General features: G+C 74.1%; 21 protein-coding genes. 10 read left to right on the top strand and 11 right to left on the bottom strand.

Going from position 1 to position 21554, the window contains the following annotated elements; all coding sequences use genetic code 11:
• The first annotated feature begins 95 nt into the window (after nucleotides 1-95).
• Both ACWEV0_RS30165 and ACWEV0_RS30160 read left to right on the top strand, forming a co-directional pair.
• A complete protein-coding gene (locus ACWEV0_RS30165; RefSeq protein ID WP_453152831.1) occupies nucleotides 96-1316 on the top strand; it encodes a molybdopterin-dependent oxidoreductase in 1221 nt (406 codons plus the stop codon).
• Nucleotides 1313-1735: a hypothetical protein gene (locus ACWEV0_RS30160; RefSeq protein ID WP_453152830.1), complete on the top strand. Its 423-nt coding sequence runs from the start codon at nucleotides 1313-1315 to the stop codon at nucleotides 1733-1735. The genes ACWEV0_RS30165 and ACWEV0_RS30160 overlap by 4 nt, the downstream gene beginning before the upstream one ends.
• Here the strand turns inward: ACWEV0_RS30160 and ACWEV0_RS30155 are convergent.
• From ACWEV0_RS30155 to ACWEV0_RS30145, 3 genes are all read right to left on the bottom strand, one after another.
• The gene (locus tag ACWEV0_RS30155; RefSeq protein ID WP_453152829.1) at nucleotides 1708-2373 is read right to left on the bottom strand and encodes a class I SAM-dependent methyltransferase; all 666 of its coding nucleotides are present in this window, start codon (nucleotides 2371-2373) and stop codon (nucleotides 1708-1710) included. The two genes, ACWEV0_RS30160 and ACWEV0_RS30155, sit on opposite strands and share 28 nt — an antisense overlap.
• A gap of 112 nt (nucleotides 2374-2485) precedes the next feature.
• Nucleotides 2486-3118: a TIGR04282 family arsenosugar biosynthesis glycosyltransferase gene (locus tag ACWEV0_RS30150; RefSeq protein WP_453152828.1), complete on the bottom strand. Its 633-nt coding sequence runs from the start codon at nucleotides 3116-3118 to the stop codon at nucleotides 2486-2488.
• Entirely contained in the window at nucleotides 3115-3801 is a 687-nt protein-coding gene (locus ACWEV0_RS30145) for a glycosyltransferase family 2 protein (protein WP_453152826.1), read from the bottom strand. The genes ACWEV0_RS30150 and ACWEV0_RS30145 overlap by 4 nt, the downstream gene beginning before the upstream one ends.
• A gap of 124 nt (nucleotides 3802-3925) precedes the next feature.
• On the opposite strand from ACWEV0_RS30145, the gene ACWEV0_RS30140 reads away from it, so the two are divergent.
• Nucleotides 3926-4678, top strand: a complete 753-nt coding sequence (locus tag ACWEV0_RS30140) for a response regulator transcription factor (RefSeq protein WP_453152825.1) — start codon at nucleotides 3926-3928, stop codon at nucleotides 4676-4678.
• Entirely contained in the window at nucleotides 4675-5787 is a 1113-nt protein-coding gene (locus ACWEV0_RS30135) for a sensor histidine kinase (RefSeq protein WP_453152823.1), read from the top strand. The genes ACWEV0_RS30140 and ACWEV0_RS30135 overlap by 4 nt, the downstream gene beginning before the upstream one ends.
• On the opposite strand, the gene ACWEV0_RS30130 is transcribed toward ACWEV0_RS30135, so the two are convergent.
• From ACWEV0_RS30130 to ACWEV0_RS30115, 4 genes are all read right to left on the bottom strand, one after another.
• Nucleotides 5762-6868: an NAD-dependent epimerase/dehydratase family protein gene (locus ACWEV0_RS30130; protein ID WP_453152822.1), complete on the bottom strand. Its 1107-nt coding sequence runs from the start codon at nucleotides 6866-6868 to the stop codon at nucleotides 5762-5764. The genes ACWEV0_RS30135 and ACWEV0_RS30130 overlap by 26 nt on opposite strands.
• A 52-nt stretch (nucleotides 6869-6920) precedes the next feature.
• Nucleotides 6921-7559 (bottom strand): cytochrome b/b6 domain-containing protein, encoded by a 639-nt coding sequence (locus ACWEV0_RS30125; protein WP_453152821.1) that lies wholly within the window; start codon nucleotides 7557-7559, stop codon nucleotides 6921-6923.
• On the bottom strand, nucleotides 7543-8256 hold the full coding sequence (locus ACWEV0_RS30120; RefSeq protein WP_453152820.1) for a molybdopterin-dependent oxidoreductase: 714 nt from the start codon (nucleotides 8254-8256) through the stop codon (nucleotides 7543-7545). The genes ACWEV0_RS30125 and ACWEV0_RS30120 overlap by 17 nt, the downstream gene beginning before the upstream one ends.
• Before the next feature lie 90 nt (nucleotides 8257-8346).
• Nucleotides 8347-9201 (bottom strand): S-methyl-5'-thioadenosine phosphorylase, encoded by an 855-nt coding sequence (locus tag ACWEV0_RS30115; RefSeq protein WP_453152819.1) that lies wholly within the window; start codon nucleotides 9199-9201, stop codon nucleotides 8347-8349.
• 240 nt (nucleotides 9202-9441) lie between these two features.
• On the opposite strand from ACWEV0_RS30115, the gene ACWEV0_RS30110 reads away from it, so the two are divergent.
• Nucleotides 9442-10050, top strand: a complete 609-nt coding sequence (locus tag ACWEV0_RS30110) for a response regulator (protein ID WP_453152817.1) — start codon at nucleotides 9442-9444, stop codon at nucleotides 10048-10050.
• A 169-nt stretch (nucleotides 10051-10219) separates the two neighbouring features.
• On the opposite strand, the gene ACWEV0_RS30105 is transcribed toward ACWEV0_RS30110, so the two are convergent.
• The 4 genes from ACWEV0_RS30105 to ACWEV0_RS30090 all read right to left on the bottom strand — a co-directional run bounded on the left by ACWEV0_RS30105 (nucleotide 10220) and on the right by ACWEV0_RS30090 (nucleotide 15652).
• Nucleotides 10220-11449, bottom strand: coding sequence for a sensor histidine kinase (locus ACWEV0_RS30105; protein WP_453152816.1), 1230 nt, complete (start codon nucleotides 11447-11449; stop codon nucleotides 10220-10222).
• A gap of 111 nt (nucleotides 11450-11560) precedes the next feature.
• Complete coding sequence (locus tag ACWEV0_RS30100) at nucleotides 11561-13039, bottom strand: SagB/ThcOx family dehydrogenase (protein WP_453152815.1); 1479 nt, start codon at nucleotides 13037-13039, stop codon at nucleotides 11561-11563.
• Between the two features lie 40 nt (nucleotides 13040-13079).
• A complete protein-coding gene (locus ACWEV0_RS30095; RefSeq protein WP_453152814.1) occupies nucleotides 13080-15365 on the bottom strand; it encodes a TOMM precursor leader peptide-binding protein in 2286 nt (761 codons plus the stop codon).
• The gene (locus ACWEV0_RS30090; protein ID WP_453152813.1) at nucleotides 15362-15652 is read right to left on the bottom strand and encodes a hypothetical protein; all 291 of its coding nucleotides are present in this window, start codon (nucleotides 15650-15652) and stop codon (nucleotides 15362-15364) included. Before ACWEV0_RS30090 ends, ACWEV0_RS30095 begins: the two co-directional genes overlap by 4 nt.
• A 307-nt stretch (nucleotides 15653-15959) precedes the next feature.
• On the opposite strand from ACWEV0_RS30090, the gene ACWEV0_RS30085 reads away from it, so the two are divergent.
• The 5 genes from ACWEV0_RS30085 to ACWEV0_RS30065 form a co-directional block, all read left to right on the top strand.
• On the top strand, nucleotides 15960-17510 hold the full coding sequence (locus ACWEV0_RS30085) for an acyl-CoA carboxylase subunit beta (protein ID WP_453152812.1): 1551 nt from the start codon (nucleotides 15960-15962) through the stop codon (nucleotides 17508-17510).
• A gap of 14 nt (nucleotides 17511-17524) precedes the next feature.
• On the top strand, nucleotides 17525-17698 hold the full coding sequence (locus tag ACWEV0_RS30080; protein WP_453152811.1) for an acyl-CoA carboxylase epsilon subunit: 174 nt from the start codon (nucleotides 17525-17527) through the stop codon (nucleotides 17696-17698).
• A 78-nt stretch (nucleotides 17699-17776) separates the two neighbouring features.
• Nucleotides 17777-18034 (top strand): DUF6059 family protein, encoded by a 258-nt coding sequence (locus ACWEV0_RS30075; RefSeq protein ID WP_453152810.1) that lies wholly within the window; start codon nucleotides 17777-17779, stop codon nucleotides 18032-18034.
• Between the two features lie 95 nt (nucleotides 18035-18129).
• Nucleotides 18130-19878, top strand: coding sequence for a fatty acyl-AMP ligase (locus ACWEV0_RS30070; protein WP_453152809.1), 1749 nt, complete (start codon nucleotides 18130-18132; stop codon nucleotides 19876-19878).
• 18 nt (nucleotides 19879-19896) lie between these two features.
• On the top strand, nucleotides 19897-21554 hold a 1658-nt coding region (locus ACWEV0_RS30065), incomplete at its 3' end, for an acyl-CoA dehydrogenase (protein WP_453152808.1).

The raw sequence follows: 21554 nt of genomic DNA, 5'->3' as shown, positions 1-21554 counted from the left end.
CGTGCGACGGACGAGGAGAAGACCCGGCGGGGCGTTCGGGTTTCGTAAGGTGTCGGACGCTCCACGCGGGCGCTCCCGGCGGTGTCATGGACGGTATGAGTCCCCGCACACCCAGGCCGCCCCGCCTCCCGCGCCCGCCGCGCTGGTCAGGCCCGCCCCGTCCGCCGCGCTCCGCGTTCCGGCCTTCGGCCGTCCGCCTGCCCGCCTTCACCGGCCGCCTGCACGACGCCAGGACCGCGACGGTCGTCGGCCGGTGGCTCGGTGCGGCCTTCGCGGTCTGCTTCGCGACCGGCCTCGTGAGCCACTACCTCCAGCACCCGCCGGACTGGCTCGCCGACTGGCTGCCCGCCCGGCCGGTGTGGGGCTACGCGCTCACCCAGGGCCTGCACGTCGCCACCGGACTCGCGGCCGTCGTGCTGCTGCTCGTCAAGCTGTGGGCGGTGTATCCCCGGCTGTTCGAGTGGCCGCCGGTCCGGTCCGTGCGGCACGCGCTGGAGCGGCTGTCCGTCGCGGTCCTGGTGGCGGCCGCCGTCTTCGAGGTGTTCACCGGGCTCCTCAACATCGTCGAGTGGTACCCGTGGCCCTTCTCCTTCGTCCCCGTCCACTTCGCCGTCGCCTGGCTGGTCACCGGCGCGATCCTGCTGCACATCGCGGTCAAGGCGCCGGAGATCAGGGACCACTGGGGCAGGAACTCGGCGGGGACACGCGCCCTGCCGGCCGAGGACGCCGTCGACCGCCGCTCGCTGCTCCTCGCCACGGGCGGAGCCGTCGGCGTGGTCACGCTGACGACGGTCGGCCAGTCCTTCACCCCCCTCAAGGCGCTCGACCTGCTCGCGCCCCGGCACCCCGACCACGGACCGCAGGGGCTGCCTGTCAACCGGACCGCCACCGCGGCCGGCGTGACGGCGCGCAGCCTGGCGGGATGGCGTCTCCGGGTCGACGGACCTCGCCCGTACCTGCTCACGCTCGACGCCCTGCACGCGCTGCCCCACACCCGCGCACGCCTGCCGATCGCGTGCGTCGAAGGCTGGAGCGTCGACGCCGACTGGGGCGGGGTACGGATCCGGGACCTGGTCGAACGGGCCGGCGGGCGGCCCGGCCGGGCCGCGCTGCGGGTGACGTCGTTGGAGGTGAGCGGTGCCTACCGGGTGATGGAGATGGGCGCGGAGTACGCGGACGATCCGCTCACCCTGCTCGCCCTGAGCCTCAACGGCCGGCCGCTCACGCTCGACCACGGCTTCCCGGCCCGGATCATCGCCCCCGGCCGGCCCGGGGTGCTGCAGACCAAGTGGGTGCACCGGCTGGAGGTGCTGTGAGGACGACGCGGGTGCTGCGGTACGCGGTCGGCGGGCTCGGTCTCGTCCTGATCGGCCTCGGGGCCCGGCTGGTGGCGGCCGGGCCGGATCCGCTCGGGGTGCTGGTGTGGCTGGCCGGCGCGGTCGTGCTGCACGACGGGATCCTCGCCCCGCTGGTGTTCGGCATCGGGCTGCTGCTCGTGGGACGACGTCAGCGCGGCCTGTCGCGCGGGGCGCTGCTCGTGGCGGGGACGGTGGTTCTGGTGACGCTCCCGCTGCTCGTACGCCCGGGCGCCCCGCCCAACCCGTCGGCGCTGCCCCTGCCGTACGGGCGGAACCTCGCGATCGTGCTGGCGGGCGTGGCCGTGGCGGCGGGGCTGCTGTACCTCGTACGGCGATGGCGGGCTCGCCCTCAGCGGAGTCCCGCCGAGGACGACTGAGGCGCGAGCGACAGGAACGGGCGCCCCTCCACGGCCCACTGTTCGTGGACCGCCCAGCCCGCGCTCCGCGCGTGCCCGGCCAGGGCGCGGGTGCCCACCCGGGCCCAGAGGAACGGCGTCCCGCGTCCGCCCCGGCCGTCGTCGACGCGCACCTCGCAGCACTCGTCGACGTCGGCGGCGGCACATTCCGCGATGACGCGCCCGGAAGGCGACACGACCTGGCACAGTCTGCGCAGCAGGGCGGCCGGGTCGCCGCCGATTCCTATGTTGCCGTCGATCAGCAGCGCCGTGTCCCAGCCTCCTTCGGCGGGCAGCGGATCGAAGACCGACCGGCACAGGGCCGCCGCCCCGAGCCGTGCCGTGCGGGCGACCGCCGCCGGGCTGATGTCGATGCCGAGCGCCCGACGGCCCTCGGCGGCGAGTGCGGCGACGAGCCGTCCCGGTCCGCAGCCGATGTCGAGGACCGTGCCGTGACAGCGGTCGAGTACGGAGCGGTCGGCGCGGTCGGGCGCCTCGCACCAGCGCTCGACCTCCAGGGGCAGCAGCCAGCCGTCGTGCCGGCGCAGGAAGAGGGGACCCCGACCGGTGCGCAGCGCGTCGGTGTACGGATCCGCCCGCCATGCCGTCGCGGTGCTCAACGGCCCGCTCCCGCGATCGGGCTGGTCGACGGCCTGCTCCCGCTGTCGTCGTGGTCGACGGCCCGCTCCCGGGATCGTGGTGGTCAACGTCGTGCTCCCGCCGCCGTGGTGGTCAACGTCGTGCTCCCGCCGCCGTGGTGGTCAACTCGGCGTACCGGGCGGCGAAGCGGGTCGCCGGTGCGCCGTACGCCACCTGCCGGGCGTCGGGCGCGGTGTCCACGTCCCGCAGGACCGGCAGCCGGCCGACGCGCAGCCCGGCCGCCCGCAGCCGCGCGTACTGGACGGCGCCGGTGTCCGGCCGGGACATGGGCACACCGAGCAGGAGCGCGGGGTCGGGCGAGGCCAGCCCGAGGGCCCAGAAGCCGCCGTCGGCGGCCGGACCGAACCAGGCGCCGTACGTGTCCCAGCGCAGGGCCGGGGCCAGCAGCGAGGGCGTGACCTGCGGGGTGTCCATGCCGATGAGCAGCGCCGGCCCGTCACAGGCCGCGAACGCCGCCGCGAGCCGTGCGTCGAGCCCGCCCGCCGCCTGGGGAACGACGTGGAATCCCGGCGGCAGCCAGGGGCCGGGCTGCCCGTCGAGCACGAGGACGTGCCGGTCCGCCGGCACGCGGACGGCCGCGGCCAGCGTGTCGGCGAGCGCCGCCTCGGCGAGCGCGGCGGCCTCCTCAGGGGTGAACGGGGGAGTGAGCCGCGTCTTCACCCGGCCCGGCCGGGGCTGCTTCGCGATGACGAGGAGGGTGGTCACGGGCGGACCCCGGCCGCCGGCGCGGGCTCGTCGAGCACCTTGCGCATGTCGTGGACCGCCTGCCAGGTGCCCCGCCAGGTGCCGGTGACCTTCGACCGGCCGGCCCGGGGCAGATACGGCACGTCGACCTCGCGCACCCGCCAGCCCGCGTCGGCCGCCCGGACGACCATCTGGAGCGGGTAGCCGCTGCGCCGGTCGGAGAGCCCGAGTCCGAGGAGCGCCTCGCGGCGGGCGGCCCGCAGCGGGCCGAGGTCGTGCAGCCGCAGCCCGGTACGGCGGCGCAGCAGCCGGGACAGCGCCAGGTTGCCGGCCCGGGCGTGGACCGGCCAGGCGCCGCGCGCGGTGGGGCGCCGGCGGCCGAGCAGCAGGTCGGCGGAGCCGTCGGCCACCGCGCCGACGAGTCCGGGCAGGAGACCGGGGTCGAGGGAGGCGTCGCAGTCGCAGAAGCAGACGAACTCGGCGTCGGAGGCGAGCAGCCCGGCGTGGCAGGCGGCCCCGAAGCCACGCCGCGGCTCGGCCACGACGGTGGCGCCCAGCCGGGCCGCGATGTCGGCGGAGCCGTCGGTGGAACCGTTGTCGACGACGATCGCCCGCCAGCCGGCCGGGATGCGGGAGAGCACCCAGGGCAGGGCCGCGGCCTCGTCGAGACAGGGAAGGACGACGTCTACGGTGATGAGTGTCACGGCTCCCACCGTAGGAAGCGCGCCGCGGATCGAGGGCGCGGAAGTCCTTACGAAACGCGGACGTCGGCCCCCGTACCCCCGGGTGGCGGTGACCCGCGGCGGGGCGGATGCGACGCTGTGCGGCATGAGCGAGTACAGCGCCCCCAGGCCCGCGGCCCGGATCCTGGTGGTCGACGACGACCCGACCGTGGCCGAGGTGGTGACCGGATACCTCGACCGGTCCGGGTTCGCCGTGGAGCACGCGGCCGACGGCCCCGACGCCCTGCTGCGGGCCCGGGAGCGGTGGCCGGACCTCGTGGTCCTCGACCTCATGCTGCCGGGCCTCGACGGCCTGGAGGTGTGCCGCAGGCTGCGCGACACCGGGCCCGTTCCGGTGATCATGCTGACGGCGCGCGGCGACGAGGAGGACCGGATCACCGGACTGGAGGTCGGCGCGGACGACTACGTCACCAAGCCGTTCAGCCCGCGCGAGCTGGTGCTGCGCGTCGAGTCCGTCCTGCGCCGCAGTCGCGCCGCCGCCGGGCAGTCGGCCCCGCGGCCGGTCCTGAGCGCCGCCGGTCTCACCGTCGACCCGGCCACCCGGAGAGCCACCCGCGCCGGCCGCGAACTCGCCCTCACCCTGAGGGAGTTCGACCTGCTCGCATACCTCCTGGAGCATCCCGGCACGGCACACTCCAGAGAGGAGCTGATGCGGCGGGTATGGGGCTGGGACTTCGGCGATCTGTCCACGGTCACGGTCCACGTACGGCGGCTGCGCGCCAAGATCGAGGACGACCCGGCGCACCCCCGGCTCATCCGGACGGTCTGGGGCGTCGGCTACCGATTCCAGCCCGAGCCCGAGCAGGACGGAACGGAAACGGACGGGGGAGCGGCATGAAGGACGTCCTGCTGATCGCGGGCTTCGCACTGGCGGGAGCCGTCTGCGCCGGTCTCGCCGGAGCCCTGGTCCTCCGCCTCGTACGGCGCCGCTCGGTCGCCGTCTCCCTCACGGTGGTCGCGGCCGTCACCGTGACCGCGATGCTCGCCGGGACGCTCGCCGTCGCCCAGGCGATGTTCCTGTCCGCGCACGACCTGTGGGTCGTGACCGTCGTCGTGGCCATGGCGGCCCTCGTCTCGCTCGGCACCGCCCTGGTCCTGGGCCGCTGGGTGGTGGCCCGCAGCCGCGCGCTCGCCCGCGCCGCCCGCGACTTCGGCGACGGAGGCAGTTTCGCGGCCCCGGACGGCGCGGCCACCGCCGAACTCGCCGCGCTCACCCGGGAACTGGCCGCCACCAGCGCGAAACTCGACGCCTCCCGGCGCCGCGAGCGCTCGCTGGAGGCATCCCGCCGGGAACTCGTCGCCTGGATCTCCCACGACCTGCGCACCCCGCTGGCCGGGCTGCGGGCCATGGCGGAGGCCCTGGAGGACGGCATGGCCGCCGACCCCGCCCGCTACCACCGGCAGATCCGCACCGAGGTCGAGCGCCTGACGACCATGGTCACCGACCTCTTCGAACTCTCCCGCATCCACGCCGGCGCGCTCACCATCAGCCCGAGCCGCATGTCCGTCTACGACCTCGTCGGCGACGCCCTGAGCGGCGCCGACCCGCTCGCCCGCGAGCACGGGGTGCGGCTGGTGGGGGAGGAGGTCGACGCGGTCCCCGTCGAGGTGGACGGCAAGGAGATGACCCGGGTCCTCGCGAACCTGCTCGTCAACGCCATCCGCCACACACCGGCCGACGGCACGGTCGCGGTGGCGGCCGAACGGCGCGCGGAAGCCGTCGTCCTGTCCGTCACCGACGGCTGCGGCGGCATCGCCGACGAGGACCTGCCCCGCGTCTTCGACACCGGCTGGCGCGGCACGGCCGCCCGCACCCCGCCGGCCGGGGCCGGGCTCGGCCTCGCCATCGTCCGCGGCATCGTCGAGGCCCACGCGGGCCGCGCCGAGGTCCGCAACGTCCCGGGCGGCTGCCGCTTCGAGGTCACCCTGCCCGCCGCGCCGGGCTGACGCGGCCCCGGGCCGGTGCCGGTGAACCGCCCTGACGCAGCTCGGCGTGTGCGAACTCCCGCATCCCGGCGTCGAAGCCGACCTGCGGCTTCCAGCCGAGGTCCCGGCGCAGCCGGGCCGAGTCCGCCGTCACGTGCCGCACGTCCCCCAGCCGGTACTCGCCGGTGGTGACCGGCAGCGGCCCGCCGTACGCACGGGCGAGGGCCCAGGCCATGTCGCCGACCGTACGGGGGTCACCGCTGCCGGTGTTGTACGCGGTGAACGAGCCCGCGCCCAGGGCGTTCGCGGCCTCCAGGGCCGTCGCCGCCGCCTGGGCCACGTCCCGGACGTGGACGAAGTCCCGCAGCTGACCGCCGTCCTCGAAGACGCGCGGGGCCTCGCCGCGGGCCAGCGCGGACCGGAACAGCGAAGCCACCCCGGCGTACGGCGTGTCCCGCGGCATGCCGGGCCCGTAGACGTTGTGGTAGCGCAGGGACACCGCCCGGCCGCCCGTCGCGCGGGCCCAGGACGCGCTGAGGTGTTCCTGCGCGAGCTTCGTCGCCGCGTACACGTTGCGCGGGTCGGCCGGCGCGTCCTCGGTCACCAGCCCCGGTGTCAGCGCGGCCCCGCACAGCGGGCAGCCGGGCTCGAAGACGCCCGCCGCCAGATCGGCCTCCTTCCGCGGGACCGGCCGCACCACACCGTGCGGGCCGCACTCGTAGCGGCCCTCGCCGTAGACCACCATCGACCCGGCCAGGACCAGCTCCCGTACCCCGGCCCCGGCCATCGCGGCCAGCAGCACCGCCGTCCCCAGGTCGTTGCAGCCGACGTACGCGGGCGCGTCCGCGAAGTCCTTCCCCAGGCCCACCATCGCCGCCTGGTGGCACACCGCGTCCACGCCCCGAAGGGCCTGAGCGACGGCCGCGTCGTCCCGCACGTCCGCGATCACCAGCTCCTCCCCGGCGCGCGGCGCGCGAGGCGGACCGGAATGCGCCGACGGCAGCAGGGCGTCGTAGGAGACGACGTCGTGGCCGCGCGCGAGCAGCGCGTCGACGATCTGCGTACCGATGAAACCGGCTCCGCCGGTGACCAATACCCGCATACCGCCACGCTAGAGGACCCGGGCCCGCGTCACGCCGCGCGACGTCCGCCCGTCACCGTTCCGTAAGGACTGACGCCGGATCCGGAGCCTCGTGCCTCCACTGCGGGTGCTCCCGTTCGGCCCAACCGCGGTCCACCAGCCCGGTTCGCATCCCGAGCCGGGCCTCCGGATCCCGCGCCGCCATCCGGACGTGTCCGGCCGTCACCGCGGCGATGGCCACGGCGAGCCAGTCGTGGACGAACGACGCACCGGTCCGCAACGACACCGGCGCGAGGTGGGTGAGCCACATCAGCACTCCCGTGCCGAGGATCACCAGCATCGATCCGAGCGTCCACTGCGCGTAGAGCTTCTGCCCGGCGTTGAACTTCCCCGCCGGGCGGTGCGGGCCACGGGTGCGCACCGCCCGCAGCCACGCCCGGTCGAGAGGGGTGAACCGGCTGAGCCGGGCCGCGTCCGCGCGCAGCGCCCGGAAGGCCAGACCGAACAGCAGGGGCACCGGCAGCGCCAGACCGCACCACACGTGCACGGTCACGACCAGCCGGCGGCGCCCGACCAGTTCGGCCAGGGGCGTCACGTACAGGCAGGCGGCGGTGGTCAGGCAGGTCAGCAGCAGGGCCGCGGTGGTGCGGTGCACCCAGCGCACCGGGCGCGCGAAGCGGAGCAGACGGTCGGGTTCAGGCGGTCGGCGCATCGTCCCGCCCGTTCGACCGGCCGACCCAGGCGTCGACGTCGTAGCCGTACCGCTCCCAGTAACCCGGCCGCACCGCCGAGGTGACGGTGATGCCCGACAGCCACTTCGCCGACTTGTAGAAGTACATCGGCGCCACGTACAGCCGCACCGGCCCGCCGTGGGTGTGGGAGATCGGGGCGTCCGCCATCCGCAGCGCCACCAGTACGTCGTCGCGACGCGCCTGCGCGAGCGTCAGGCTCTCGGTGTACGTGCCGTCGAAGCAGGTGAACCGCACCGCCCCGGCTTCCGCCCGCACGCCCGCCGCGTCCAGCAGGTGCCTGAGCGGAACGCCCTCGAACGGTGTGTCCGGTACCCGCCAGCCGGTCACACACTGCACGTCCCGCACGATCCGGCGCTGGGGCATCGCCCTCAGGTCGGCCAGGCGGTGGCGGGCCGGGCGCTCGACCAGGCCGTCCACGGTCAGGGCGTAGGTCCGCTCGGTGCGGGCCGGCACCGAGGAGACCACGGAGTAGTACCGGAAGCCGTCGCCGCCCGGCAGCAGCCCGGTCAGCCCGGTCGGATCCTTGGCGGCGATGGTGTTCTGGGCCTGCTGGAGGTAGGGCCCTGCCGCGACTCCGGCGGCGCCCAGCCCGAGCAGACCGAGCACGACCCGGCGGCCCACGGGGGTGCCGTGGGGGTGTTCCACTGTGCTGTCCATGCCCCCGATACGAACAGCTTTCGCAGCTCACGACCAGGGCTGACGCCACTCCGTCAGAATTTCGTCATCTCCGGTCCCACGCCCGCCGGATCAGTCGCCCGGCACTCCGGGCAGACCGGTCACGAGACCGTCCAGCGCGTGCCCGCACGGGCAGTCACGGACGACGGGCAGCAGTCCGATCGCCTTCAGCAACACGGTGCGCAGCCGCTCGACGTTGCGGGCGAAGACCTTGAGCACCTCGGCGTGCGTGACACCCTCTCCGGTGACCGCTCCCGCGTCGAGATCGGTCACCAGGGCCAAGGCGGAGTAGCAGAGTCCGAGTTCGCGGGCCAGAACGGCCTCCGGGTGACCCGTCATACCGACCACCGACCAGCCGTTGGCGGCGAACCAGCGAGACTCGGCGCGGGTGGAGAAACGCGGACCCTCGATCACCACCAGGGTCCCGCCGTCGACCGGCTCCCACGCCGCCGCCCCGGCGGCCTCCAGGGCGGCCGTCCGCCCCCGCGGGCAGTACGGATCCGCCATCGACACGTGCACCACCTCGGGCACCGTGCCGTCCGGCAGCGGCAGGCCGTCGAAGAAGGTCTGCACCCGCCCGGAGGTCCGGTCGACGAACTGGTCGGGAACCAGCAGCGTGCCCGGACCGTACCGGGGAAGCAGCCCGCCCACCGCGCAGGGAGCGAGCACCTGGCGCACCCCCAGCGAGTGCAGGGCCCACAGGTTCGCCCGGTAGTTGATCCGATGCGGCGGCAGCCGGTGCCCGCGCCCGTGCCGCGGCAGGAAGGCCACCGGGCGGCCGGCCACCTCACCCACGAACAGCACGTCGCTCGGCTCCCCGTACGGCGTCTCCACCCGCACCTCGACCGCGTCGTCCAACAGCGCGTAGAGCCCCGAACCGCCGACGACACCCACCTCGGCGCGCAGCCCACCCCGACCGACCCTCACCCGACCCACCTCTTCCGCACCGGTATGTCCGGCCACTGTAGGAACCAGCCGAGCGGGAATCGGCGAAACGGTTCTTACGATTCACGAACGCCGCACACACGGAGCAGCGACAGCGGCTCGCTCGGGAACCCCGTCCCCAGGTGTGGACTCTTGTCGAGGGGCCCGTCCGGAGCGTGGGCGGGACCGGGAGCCGGGGTAACATCTGCCCTCGCGATCGAGCGTGGCTTGGGGGAACTTACGTTGATCATCCGGGTGTTGCTTGCCGAGGACATGCACATGGTGCGAGGCGCCCTGGTGGCGCTCCTCGAGTTGGAAGAGGACATCGACGTCATCGCGGAGCTGGCGAACGGCGACGACATCGTCCCCACGGCCCTGGAGCAGCGGCCGGACGTCGCGGTCCTCGACATCGATCTGGCCGGCATGGACGGTCTCACCGCGGCGGCCCAGCTGCGCGACGTGCTGCCGGAGTGCCGGACGCTGATCCTCACCAGCCTCGGCCGGCCGGGAACGTTCCGGCGGGCGCTGCGCGCCGGGGCGCGCGGGTTCATCCTGAAGGACGCGCCGCCGAGACAGCTCGCCCAGGCCATACGCAGGGTGGCGCAGGGCGAACGGGTCGTGGACCCGGATCTCATGGTGGCCGCGTGGGACAGCGGGGACAGTCCGCTGACCGAGCGGGAGACGGAGGTGCTGCGGCTGGCGGCGGACGGCGCCGAGGTCGCGGAGATCGCGGGCCGGCTCTATCTCTCCGTGGGCACCGTACGGAACTACCTCACCTCGACCTCGGTCAAGCTGAACGCCCGCAACCGGCTGGACGCGGTACGGATCGCGCGCGAGGCCGGCTGGCTCTAGGGGGTGTCTCGGGGTGTCCTGCCGGTCAGGGCGGGCGTCGCGGGCCCCGTCCGACCGGCAGGACACCCCAGGGGCGCTCGTCCCGGTCGCGCCGGGCTCAGGAAGTCCGGGCGGCTCGACCGGATGGTGTCCGCCGGCCGGGCGCGGTCCCGGCGCAGGCCCCCCGTGCTCACCCCACCAGACGTTCGTCGTCGGCGGCGTCCGCGTCCGGCGCCGGTGCCTCGTGGGCGTCCGCCGGGGCCGAGGCCTCCAGGTGGAACCAGCCGTCCTCGCGCACCTCGGCGGAGAAGGTGCCGCCGACCTCGGAGAGCCGCAGGGCGAGGTTGGACAGGCCGCCGGTGTCCCGGGCGAGCTGCAGCGGGCGGCCCCGGCCCAGCTCGCGCAGCCGCGGCGGCACGCCGTCGTTCGCCAGGTGCAGGCTGATCACGCCTTCCTGGGCGACCGCCTCGATGGTGCAGCGGGAAGCCTTGCTGTGCCGTATCACGTTGGTGACGCCCTCACGCAGCACCGTCGCGAGCACGGTGTCGGCGCTCCCCGACAACCGGCCGAAGTCCGCCCGCAGATGGGCGTCTATGCCGGCCGCCGACAGCACGGAGCGGGCCGAGGACAGCTCCGTCATGAGCGACATCGAACGGTAGCTCCGGGCCACCTCACGGACGTCCCGCAGGGCCTGACGCGACAGCTCGACGATGCTCTCCAGCTCCGCCCTGGCCCGCTCGGGCGAGCGGTTGACCATGGTGTGGGCCAGCTCGCTCTTCAGTGTGATCGCCGACAGCGTGAAGCCCAGCAGGTCGTGCAGGTCCCGGGCGAACCGCAGCCGCTCCTTGATGACGGCGACGCGGGTGATGTCCTCCTGTGCCTCGTGCACGGCAAGCGTGAGGTCGGACAGCAGGGTGAGGCTGTACACGATGATGCCGGTGACCAGCGTCGACATCATCATGTACGGAACGTCGACGACGGTGCCCTGGCCGCTGTGGGCGGTGCCCACGCCGATGGCCACGATCAGCGCGCCGAACGCCGGGACCGCCACCCGGCGGGGCAGCAGGATCAGCATGGACGCGCCGGTGAAGCCGCCCATCCCGCCCCACGGCCCGCCGAGTAACAGCACGGGCACGACCGTGAGCAGCGCCTGCCCGAGCAGCGTCCACCGTCCGTATCTGGCACGCAGCCGGCGGAACCGGGGGAGGGTGTGGATCAGCTGGAGCCCGAGGATCGCGGGCAGCACGGTGACGCTGCAGGCGATGGTGACCGCGGTGAGGCCCTGATTGAGGATGTCGACGATCTGCATCGTCAGGAACGCGGCGATGACCGTCCAGACCACGACCAGGGCGAACCGTGGCGCCGGAGCCTCGATGCCGAGGACGAGGACTCCGGGTTCGTGCCTGACTGGGCTTTCCATGGGACGGTCTGTCATGGCTCTCCCTCTGGTCACACCGGGCGGGGGCAACGGCCGATGGTAGTGCCGTGCCTTGACGTTGCAGCCAACTATGCGTGGTGTGACGGTTGTTGGTCACTCCTTTGAGGACACTTCACGTTCCTCCGGGAGACTTCCGAGGATGAACTCGCCGACCGCCGACTCCTCCCGCCAGTCCAGCCCGAACGCCTCCGCCGACAGCTGGGTGGTGCCGGTGCCCAGGGCGCACGGTGCCAGACCCATGCCGGTCGCCAGCAGGTACAGGGTCTGCTGCACCACGCCGACGTGCTTCAGCGTCAACGCGTACGCGAGCCCACTGTACTTCCAGGAGACCCGGGCGAACCTGGCGGTCAGGGTGAGCAGCAGTGCCGGCCGGGCACTCATGCCCGTGCCGGCCTGCGCCTCGTCGAGGAGTGCGGTGGCCAGCTGCTCGCGGGCGGGCAGCCGGATCAGCGCGTGGTCGAGCGGGTCGTAGTAGTAGACGCCGGGTTCGAGGCCGGCGCACCGGCCCACGGTCAGATAGCACTCCAGCTCGTAGCGCGCGCCGCCGCTCGGGTACGGGCGGCTCGCCGGCTCGTGCGGGGCGGCGGGCCCGGACGGTTCCCGGACGCGCAGGGAGCGGTGCAGGATCTCCCCGAGCTGGTGGAGCGTCAGGTCAGTGGCGCCGTGGTCGCGAACCGAACGCCGCCGCTCCAGGACCTCGGTCAGGGACGTGTCCCAGTCGGGGACGCCGGGGCCCGGCCCGGGCAGCTTGATCCGCGGCCCGGCCGGCGGCTGCTTGAGCCGGGGCGGCTCTTCCTGGCGGCCCCGCAGAGGGTACGTGGCCCCGAAGTCGCCGTCGCGGCCGCCGGGGCGGCTGCTCCAGTGGAAGCGCAGGTCGTCGGCGGACCACGGGAGCAGCGCGGGGTCGTGGTCCTCGGGGAAGACGGCGCCGTGGGGCGCCGTGGGCTGTTCCGCGACCTCCACCATGCCGGTGGCGACGAGGTGGGAGACGAGCGCTCCGACCACCGGCGCGGCCAACGGCGTCCGCGCGGCGGCCCGTTCGAGGGTGACGGGCCGGCTGAGCGAGCTGATCAGCCAGCCCGCCTCGGGCCGTGCGAAGACGACGCGGAACTGCGACAGCGGCGACTCGAGCACCATGTCGTGGCCGCTCGAACGCAGCGCGGCGAACCGCGACAGCCGCATCATCCGCCCGGCCGGCACCGGCACCGGATCGAGCCGGGCGCCGGTGACCGTCGGCACCACGGACAGCAGTGGCCGCTCGCCGTCCGGCGCGCCGACGGAGCGTACGACGAGTCCGGTCAGCTGCCGCAGCGCGTGCAACAGGCGCAGCCGGGCGGCGAGTTCGTCGACGCCGGGCACGTTGTCCAGCTGGACGGGGCCGAGCAGCATGCGGCGCAGCGTCTCGGTGAGCACGGTTCCCGGGCGCGGGATGCGCAGGTCGCCCCAGCGGGAGTGCAGCACCAGGGCGGAACCCTCCGGGAGTTCCTCCAGCAGGGTCTCCTCCCGCAGTGACCACAGTTCGATCGAGGGGGTGGGCGCTGAACTGCCCCGGGGTTGCACGGGTGGCACCATCGCTCCTGCTCGGGCTCGGCGTTACGCGGCTCGGCACTGCTCAGACGAAAAGCGGTATCGGGTTCAGCCCCTCGTACGGCGTCGGCTCGGGCAGTCTGCCGAGGGACACCGGGACGTCGAAGAGCCTCCCCGGGGCGAACCGGGGCCAGAAGTGCCGCAGACCGGGAACCAGGGTCCGCACCACGGGCAGGCCCAGGTCGGGACGGGTCTGATCCAGTATGCACACCTCCAACCCCTTGCTCTCGATGGTTCGGCGCAGGCTCTGGAACTCCTCGAGCACGCCTCCGACACCGCTCAAGGCGTAGTCGAGCGGGGTGCGAGCGGGGACGCCGGGATCGGGGGCGAGGTAGGGCATCGCGTCCCGGGCGGCGGTGCGCCACCAGCGCAGGGCGACCGGGTCGGCACAGGCGTACCCGGTGCCGTCCGGGCGGGAGTCGAGCACCGGCGGGAGCATCTGGTTCAGTTCGGTGACCGCCCGGGAGAGGGCGATCGCCGGGTCAAGGTGGGCGCCGAAACCGAAGACGATGTCCTCGGGGGCGCCGGCGCCCCGGTCGGTGCGCCGGGACAGCGCGGCGAACACCGGCACGCCGAGGTCCGAGGTGAGGTCCAGCGCCCAGACCTCGCGGTGGAGTTCCCGGTGCGCCCGGAGCACCTCGTCGGTCCAGTGGTCGTCGAAGGCGGTCAGGTCGACGCCCGGCTGGCGGGTGCGGTTGTACCACCACAGGGCGACGGCGTCGCGTTCGACGAGTTCGAGGAGACCCTGCAGGGCCGCGTCCTCCAGCGAGCTGCCGGCCGCGCAGCCGTTGGAGTCGGCGCGGACCATCCGACGGCCGGCCGCGTCGGGGACGTGGTAGTAGAGCAGCGCGGCCGGCAGCAGCACGTGCCGTTCCCGGGTGAGCGACCAGACCGGCGACCAGTCCAGCTCCGCGTCCGGGTCGAACGCCTCGGCCACCTGGTGGAACGGGTGGCCTCCGGCGTTCCACCGGGCGCGCTCGGCGATCTGCCGCTCGTGCCAGAGCTGGCAGGCGTCAGGGTGCACGGCGTCCGGTCCGAGCGTGCGCAGCGTGCCCCGTACGACGGACTCGTCGCCCTGCCACCGGCCGCTGATCCGCTCCAGCGCCTCGCACAGCGCGCCGACCCGGGCGTCCAGTGCCGTCCTGCCCTTGCCCGAACTCTCCTGACGCAGCGCGGCGTTCAGTTCGGTCATGTGGCGGGGCGTCAGAGCCAGGTTGTGTCCGGCCCGGTAGACGTTGAGCAGCTCGGGACCGCGCCGGTCGCGGCGGATCTCCTTCACGACGCCGGTCACCGGGTCGACCAGGTGGCCGTACCGGTCCAGCATCTCCTGCGCGGACAGCGCGCGGTGGCCTCCCGAGGTGTTCACGGTGCGGTGGCGGCCGGTCAGGACGACCGGCCGGGCCGCCTGGCGGGCCATCAGGGAGGGGTCCCCGCACTCGGGGCACTGCGGCCGCCGGGCGAGCGGGTGCGACCGGCTGGTCAGGTTCAGCGTGTCGAGGGTGACCACGCGGTCGTGCTCCGCGCCGCGGTGTCCCGCCAGCCACTTGACGCACTCCAGGGCGGCGATCTGGGCGCCGAGCGCGAGGGTGGCCGGAAGCCCGGCGTGCGGCACGTCCACGGCGGCCCCGGAGTGCGCCACGCGGACCGGCGCCTCGGCGCAGCGGTGGGCGCGCAGCCGGTGGGCCAGGCAGTTCCAGCAGGCGCCGGCCTCCGTGCCGGGCCGGAACACCGGGCCCACCCACAGCGTGGTGCCGCACGGCTTGGCGAGCAGCCACGGGCGGCCGTCGGCGCGGCGGGCCGCGTCCACGGCGGCCAGCCGCGGGTCGAGGTAGTCGGCACAGAGGACCAGGTCGAGGGTGGCGGGAGCGCCGGACTCGGTGACGGTGACCCCGGCGCGACGGCACGCGGCGGCCGGCCCGGAGGCGTCCAGGTCGCCGACGGTGACGATGCGCACCGTACCGGTCCCGTCCGGGGCCTCGGTGCCGGCGAGGTCCCAGTACGCGCGGGCCGCGGGGTCCTCGGCGCCGCTCTCCTGGGGCGGGCGGTGGCCGAGCAGACCGCAGCGGGTCAGCTGCCCCACGATCTGCGCGACCCGCGCAGGGGGAACGACGGGCGCCGCGGCCTCCAGCAGGCCGGCGAGGTCACGCGTGCCGTCCAGCAGCGGCGCGAGGGCCGCGAGATGGGGGCCGCGGACCGCGGTGACCCCGTGCTCCGACATCAGGTAGACGGCGTCCCCCGCGATCACCTCCAACCGCAGGTGGCGCTTGAAACCGATCAGTGGCGCCCGCTCGTTCCTCCTGCGGCCGGTCATATCGTCAGGGCCTCCGCGCCGCGGCCGGCGGGGGCGGTCTCGACGTCGCAGATGCTCAGGCAGGCACCGGCCGCCGGGGCGTCGGCGGGCAGCAGTTCGAAGCGGTCCACGACCACGTCGAGTTCCTCGGCCAGCGGCAGCGCGGGCGCGCTCTCCCCGGGCAGCGGCCGGATGCCCGCCTCGGCCAGCACCTGGTACGGGTTCTGTTCGTAGCGGCGGCGCAGGGCCGGGTCGGTCCAGGCGCGGACGATCAGCTCTGCGAAACGCCAGTCCTTGTCGATGGACATGCTCTTCCTCCGTTGATCCGGCCGGATCCGGCCGCGAGTCGATGGACGCTGGAGCCGTGTTCAGGCAAGGAGTAAACGAAATCCGAGCGATCCTTGACCAGTGCCGCTCTCACGGGCGCTCCGTGAAAAAGTCATAGCGAGAGCCGGGAGCCCCGCACTACCGGCCGGCTCCGGCCGGATGCCAAGCTGCGCGCCCCGTGTGTGTCCGACCCCGCCGGGCCCGCCGGGCGCGTGTCGACCCGATCTCCAGCCTGCTCCGAGGTGCCTCTCCCAGCGTGACCGCAGCCGTCGCGCGGAGGAGGATGCCATGACCGCACGGGAACGGGTCGCCGAGCTGCACGAGATCCGGGAGCGGATCCTGCGGGGTCCCGATGACAAGGCCACCGAGGCGCAACACGCCAAGGGCAAGCTGACCGCGCGCGAGCGCATCGCACTGCTCCTGGACGAGGGTTCCTTCCACGAGGTCGAGCCGCTGCGCCGGCACCGCGCGCAGGGCTTCGGCCTGGAGACGAAACGGCCCTACACCGACGGCGTGATCGTCGGCTGGGGCACCGTGCACGGGCGGACGGTGTTCGTGTACGCGCACGACTTCCGGATCTTCGGCGGCGCGCTCGGCGAGGCGCACGCCCAGAAGATCCACAAGATCATGGACATGGCCATCGCGGCCGGCGCGCCGCTGGTCTCCCTGAACGACGGCGCCGGCGCCCGCATCCAGGAGGGCGTCACCGCCCTGGCCGGCTACGGCGGCATCTTCCAGCGCAACAGCCGGGCCTCCGGGGTGATCCCGCAGATCTCCGTCATGCTCGGCCCGTGCGCGGGCGGCGCCGCCTACAGCCCGGCGCTGACCGACTTCGTGTTCATGGTCCGCGAGACCTCGCAGATGTTCATCACCGGTCCTGACGTCGTCCAGGCGGTGACCGGCGAGAAGATCTCCCAGAACGGGCTCGGCGGCGCCGACGTCCACTCCTCGGTCTCCGGAGTGTCCCACTTCGTCCACGACGACGAGCAGTCCTGCATCGAGGAGGTGCGCTATCTGCTGTCGCTGCTGCCGCAGAACAACCGGGAGGCGCCCCCGGCGCAGCCGGCCGGCGACCCCGTCGAGCGCCGCAACGACGTGCTGCTCGACCTGGTGCCCGCCGACGGCAACCGCCCGTACGACATGCGCGCGGTGATCGAGGAGATCGTCGACGACGGAGAGTACCTGGAGGTCGGCGAACACTGGGCGACCAACGTCATCTGCGCCCTCGCACGGATCGACGGCCAGGTGACCGGCCTGATCGCCAACCAGCCGCAGTCACTGGCGGGCGTGCTTGACATCGACGCCTCGGACAAGGCCGCGCGCTTCGTCCAGACCTGCGACGCGTTCAACATCCCGCTGGTGACGCTGCTTGACGTGCCGGGCTTCCTGCCGGGCGTCGACCAGGAGCACGGCGGCATCATCCGGCACGGCGCCAAACTGCTGTACGCCTACTGCGCCGCGACCGTCCCGCGCATCTCGCTGATCCTGCGCAAGGCCTACGGCGGCGCCTACATCGTGATGGACTCGCGCTCGATCGGCGCGGACCTGGCGTACGCCTGGCCGACCAACGAGATCGCCGTCATGGGAGCCGAGGGCGCGGCGAACGTGATCTTCCGGCGCGAGATCGCCGCGGCGGAGGATCCCGAGTCGATGCGGGCCCAGCGGATCAAGGAGTACCGGAGCGAGCTGATGCACCCGTACTACGGGGCCGAGCGCGGTCTCGTCGACGACGTCATCGACCCCGCCGAGACCCGTGCCGTCCTGGCCGCCGGACTCGCCATGCTCCGTGCCAAACACGCGGAGCTGCCCAGCCGCAAACACGGCAACCAGCCCATGTGAGGAGACACCCGACGATGTTCGACCTCCGCATCGAACGCGGCACACCCACCGCCGAGGAACTCGCCGCGCTCACCGCCGTACTGGCCGCCCGCCTCGCCGCCGCCGGCCCGCCGTCCGAACCCACGCGCCTGCCGGGCCCGCGCCCGGCGGAGTACCGCTCTCCGCTGAGCTGGCAGCGCGCGGCCTGAGTTCGACTTGAGCGCCTGGTGCGAGGCTGTCGCAGTTCCGTCCGGGCCCCCATCAGCCACGTACAAGGAGGAGGAACCATGTCGCCCGCCACCGAGCGCTCCCTGGCCGGCTTCCTGCGGCAGCTCGCGATCCTCGGGGTGATGTACGGCTTCATGCCGCCCGCTCCGGTCCTGGCCCAGCTGCTGAGCCCCCAGAACGAGGCAGAGGCGGGCCGCCCGCCCGGGGCGGCCCACCCCGAGAAGGTCGTCGTCGACCGCCCGCTCAGCGAGGCCGAACGGCGGTTGTCGCGGCAGCTGCGCCGGGTGCGCCTGCTGTCCCGGCTGAAGGGCTGGTGAACGGAGCGGACCCGGTCCCCCGGACTTCGAGCCGCGCTTGAGCGATGGCACACACGCTCGACTGGTGCAGGGAGACCGGACGTAGAGGAGTTGTGGTGGCCAGAGCTGCTGATTTCACCGACCTGCTGCTTCGCCGGGGCGCGGAGCTGGCGGACCGCGAGGCGTACCGCCTCACCGGGGACGGCGACGACGTCATGGTCACCTACGGCCGGCTGGACCGCACGGCGAAGGGGATCGCCTCCCGGCTCCGGGAGCACCGGCCGGCCGGGTCGCCGGTGGTGCTCTGCCACGGCGACAACGCCGGTTTCCTGCCCGCCTTCCTGGGCTGCCTGTACGCCGGGGCGATTCCCGTTCCCGCACCCGCCCCGAGCGGCACCCGGCAGTCGGTCGAACGGCTGGTCGGCATCCTGAAAGACGCCGCCGCCGCGCTCGTGCTGACCGACACCCAGCACGCGCCGGCGGTCTCCCAGCTGCTCGCGGCGGCCGGCCAGTCGCACATCCCGTGCCTGGCGACCGACCGCCCGCACCTGGGCGACCCGGACGCCTGGGAACGCCCCGTCGTCCCGCCCGACCAGCCGGCGTTGCTGCAGTACACCTCCGGCTCGGTCAGCCGGCCCAAGGGCGTCGTGGTCAGCCACGCCCAGCTGCTCGCCAACCAGGGGGCCATCCAGCGCGTCCTCGGCACCCGCGAGGACTCCCGGTTCGGCGGCTGGCTGCCGTTCCACCACGACATGGGCCTGATCGGCCAGTTGCTGCACCCGCTGTTCCTCGGCGCCTCGACCGTGCTGATGCCGCCGCGCGCCTTCGCCCTGCGGCCGCTCCGCTGGCTGCAGATGATCGACCGGTACGGCGTCACGGTCTCCGGCGCGCCCGACTTCGCCTACCGGCTCTGTGTCGAGCGGGTCACCGATCAGCAGGCGGCCGAACTCGATCTCACGCGCTGGGAGACGGCCGTCAGCGGCGCCGAGTCCGTCCGGGCCGACACCCTGGACGCCTTCGCCGCGCGGTTCGCCCCGGCGGGCCTGCGCCCGGAGGCCCTGCGCCCCGGATACGGCCTGGCCGAGGCCACCCTGCTGGTGGCGGCCGGCGGCACCGGCCCACGTCCGGCCCGGCGCACCGTGGACGCCGCCGCCCTGGCCGACAACCGGATCGAGCCGACCGTGCCCGGACGGCCGTCCCGCACCTTCGTGCCGGTCGGCCCGGTGATCGACGAGGTGGAGGCGCTGATCGTCCACCCGGAGACGCTGTGCCCCCTGCCGGAGGGCGAGGTCGGCGAGATCTGGCTGCGCGGCAGCAGCGTGGCCGGCGGGTACTGGAACCGCCCCCTGGAGAGCGCCGAGCTCTTCCGGGCCGCCCCGGCCGGGACCGGCCCCGAGGAGCGCGGCTATCTGCGAACCGGCGACATGGGCTTCCTCGACGACGGCGAGCTGTTCGTCGCCGGCCGGCTCAAGGAGGTGCTGGTCGTCGCCGGGCGCAACCTCTACCCCCAGGACATCGAGCAGCAGGTGCAGAGGCTCAGCGTGCTGTTCGGATCGGGGGCCGCCTTCGCGGTGGGGGAGGAGCAGGACCAGGTCGTCGTGGTGCAGGAGGTGCGGACCAGCACGCGCGGCGGGGCCGAGGAACTGCCCGCGCTGGCCGACACCGTACGGAGCTGCGTGGCCGAGGAGTTCGGCATCGCCGTGCAGCACGTGCTCCTGGTGAGGCCCGGCACCGTACGGCGCACCACCAGCGGCAAGCTGCGGCGCACCGCGATGCGCCAGCTGTTCCTCAGCGGCCGGATCAAGCCGCTGCACGCCGTGGCCTCCGGCCCGGTGGCGGCGGTCGGCCGACCGGGCCGTCCCTGAAGACGGGAGAGAGCAGCCGTGGGCGAGCGGGAGCAGGAGGTACGGCGACGGGTCGCCGAGCTGGAGCGCGGATTCGGGAATCCCGCCGACGCGGACAACCCGGTCGGCGCCTCCGCGTTCGTCGCCGCCGACACCCGCGGGAAACCCCTGGCGGCGGCCGAGCGGCTGCTCGAACGGTACGGTCTGAACGCCGAGTTCGTACCCCGCGACCTCGGCGGCCGGCTGACCGGGCTCGACAGCCTCGCCCGGGTGGCCCGGGTGGTCTTCCGGCGTGACGCCGCCCTCGGCCTCGGCCACGGCATCACCAGCTTCCAGGCCGCGGTGGTGGTCTGGGCGGCCGGCAGCCCGGAGCAGCGGCGGACGGTGGCCCGCCTGTTGCTCACCGGACGTCATCTCGTCTCCGCGTACCCGGAGCTGGCGGCCGGCAGCAGCTTCCTGTCCAACGAGCTGACCGCCACCGCCACCGCCGGCGACGGAGCCGACGGTTTCCGGCTCAGCGGACGCAAGGAGGCGCTCAACAACGTCGAACGGGCCGCCGCCCTGGTCCTGTTCGCCCGCACCGGCACCGGCCGGCACAGCCACTCCGCGCTGCTGGTGGAACGGGACGCGCTGCCCGCGGGCGGCGTCACCCCGCTTCCCCGGCACCGGACCTCGGGCATCCGCGGCTGTCAGGTGGCGGGGATCGAGTTCGCCGACTGTCCGGTGCCGGCCGACGCGCTGGTCGGCGAGCCCGGACGCGGACTGGAACTCGTCCTGCGGATCTTCTCCGTGACGCGCGGCGTCGGCCCCTCCGCGGCCCTCGGCTGCGCGGACACCGCACTGCGCACAGCGGTCGCCTGCGCCGTGGACCGCGGCGTGGTGGGCGACGCCGCCGACGACGTCACCGGCCCGCAGCGCCTCTCGCACGCCAGGTCCACCCTGACCGGCGCCTTCGTCGACCTGCTGCTGTGCGACTGCCTGGCACTGGTGGCGACACGCGCGGTCCATCTGGTCCCGGAGGACGCCGGACTGTACGCGGCGGCCGTCAAGTACCTGCTGCCGCAACTGCTCACCGACACCTCCTACGAGCTGTCGACCCTGCTGGGCGCCGACTTCCACGCGCGGAACGGCGCTTACGCCGCCTTCCGCAAGAACGTGCGCGACCTGCCGATGATCGGGCTCGGCGCGGCCGGCTCGGCGGCCTGCCGGGCCACGGTGATCCCCCAACTGCCGCGCCTCGCCCGCACCGTGTGGTTCTCGCCCGCCGCCGCGCCCGTCGACGGCCTGTTCCGGCTGGAGGCCGACGGGCTGCCCCCGCTGGATCTCGGCCGGCTCAGCCCGGCGGCCGGCGGCGACCCGCTGGCCGCCTCACTGGCGCTCGCCGCCGACGCCCCGGGCCCCGGGAGCGACCGGCCCGCCGAACTCGTCCGGCTGCTCGCGGGGGAACTCGCCCTGCTCCGGGACGGCTGCGCGGGGCTCGACCGGGACGGCCGCTCCGCGCTCGGCGACCCGCGCGGCCACGCCCTCGCCGAGCGCTACGCGCTGATCCTGGTCGGCGCCGCCTGCCTGGGCGTCTGGCGCCACCAGCGGTCGGCGGGCACCGGCTTCCTGGCCCGCCCGGACTGGCTGGAGGCGGCTCTCACCCGGGTGCTGCGGCGCCTCGGCACCGCCCTGCCGAAGGCCGACCCCGACCACGA

This window comes from Streptomyces sp. NPDC003943 (assembly GCF_053605265.1).
The sequence above is the reverse complement of the archived record's forward strand: the minus strand, read 5'-3'. Positions and strand labels throughout refer to the sequence as shown.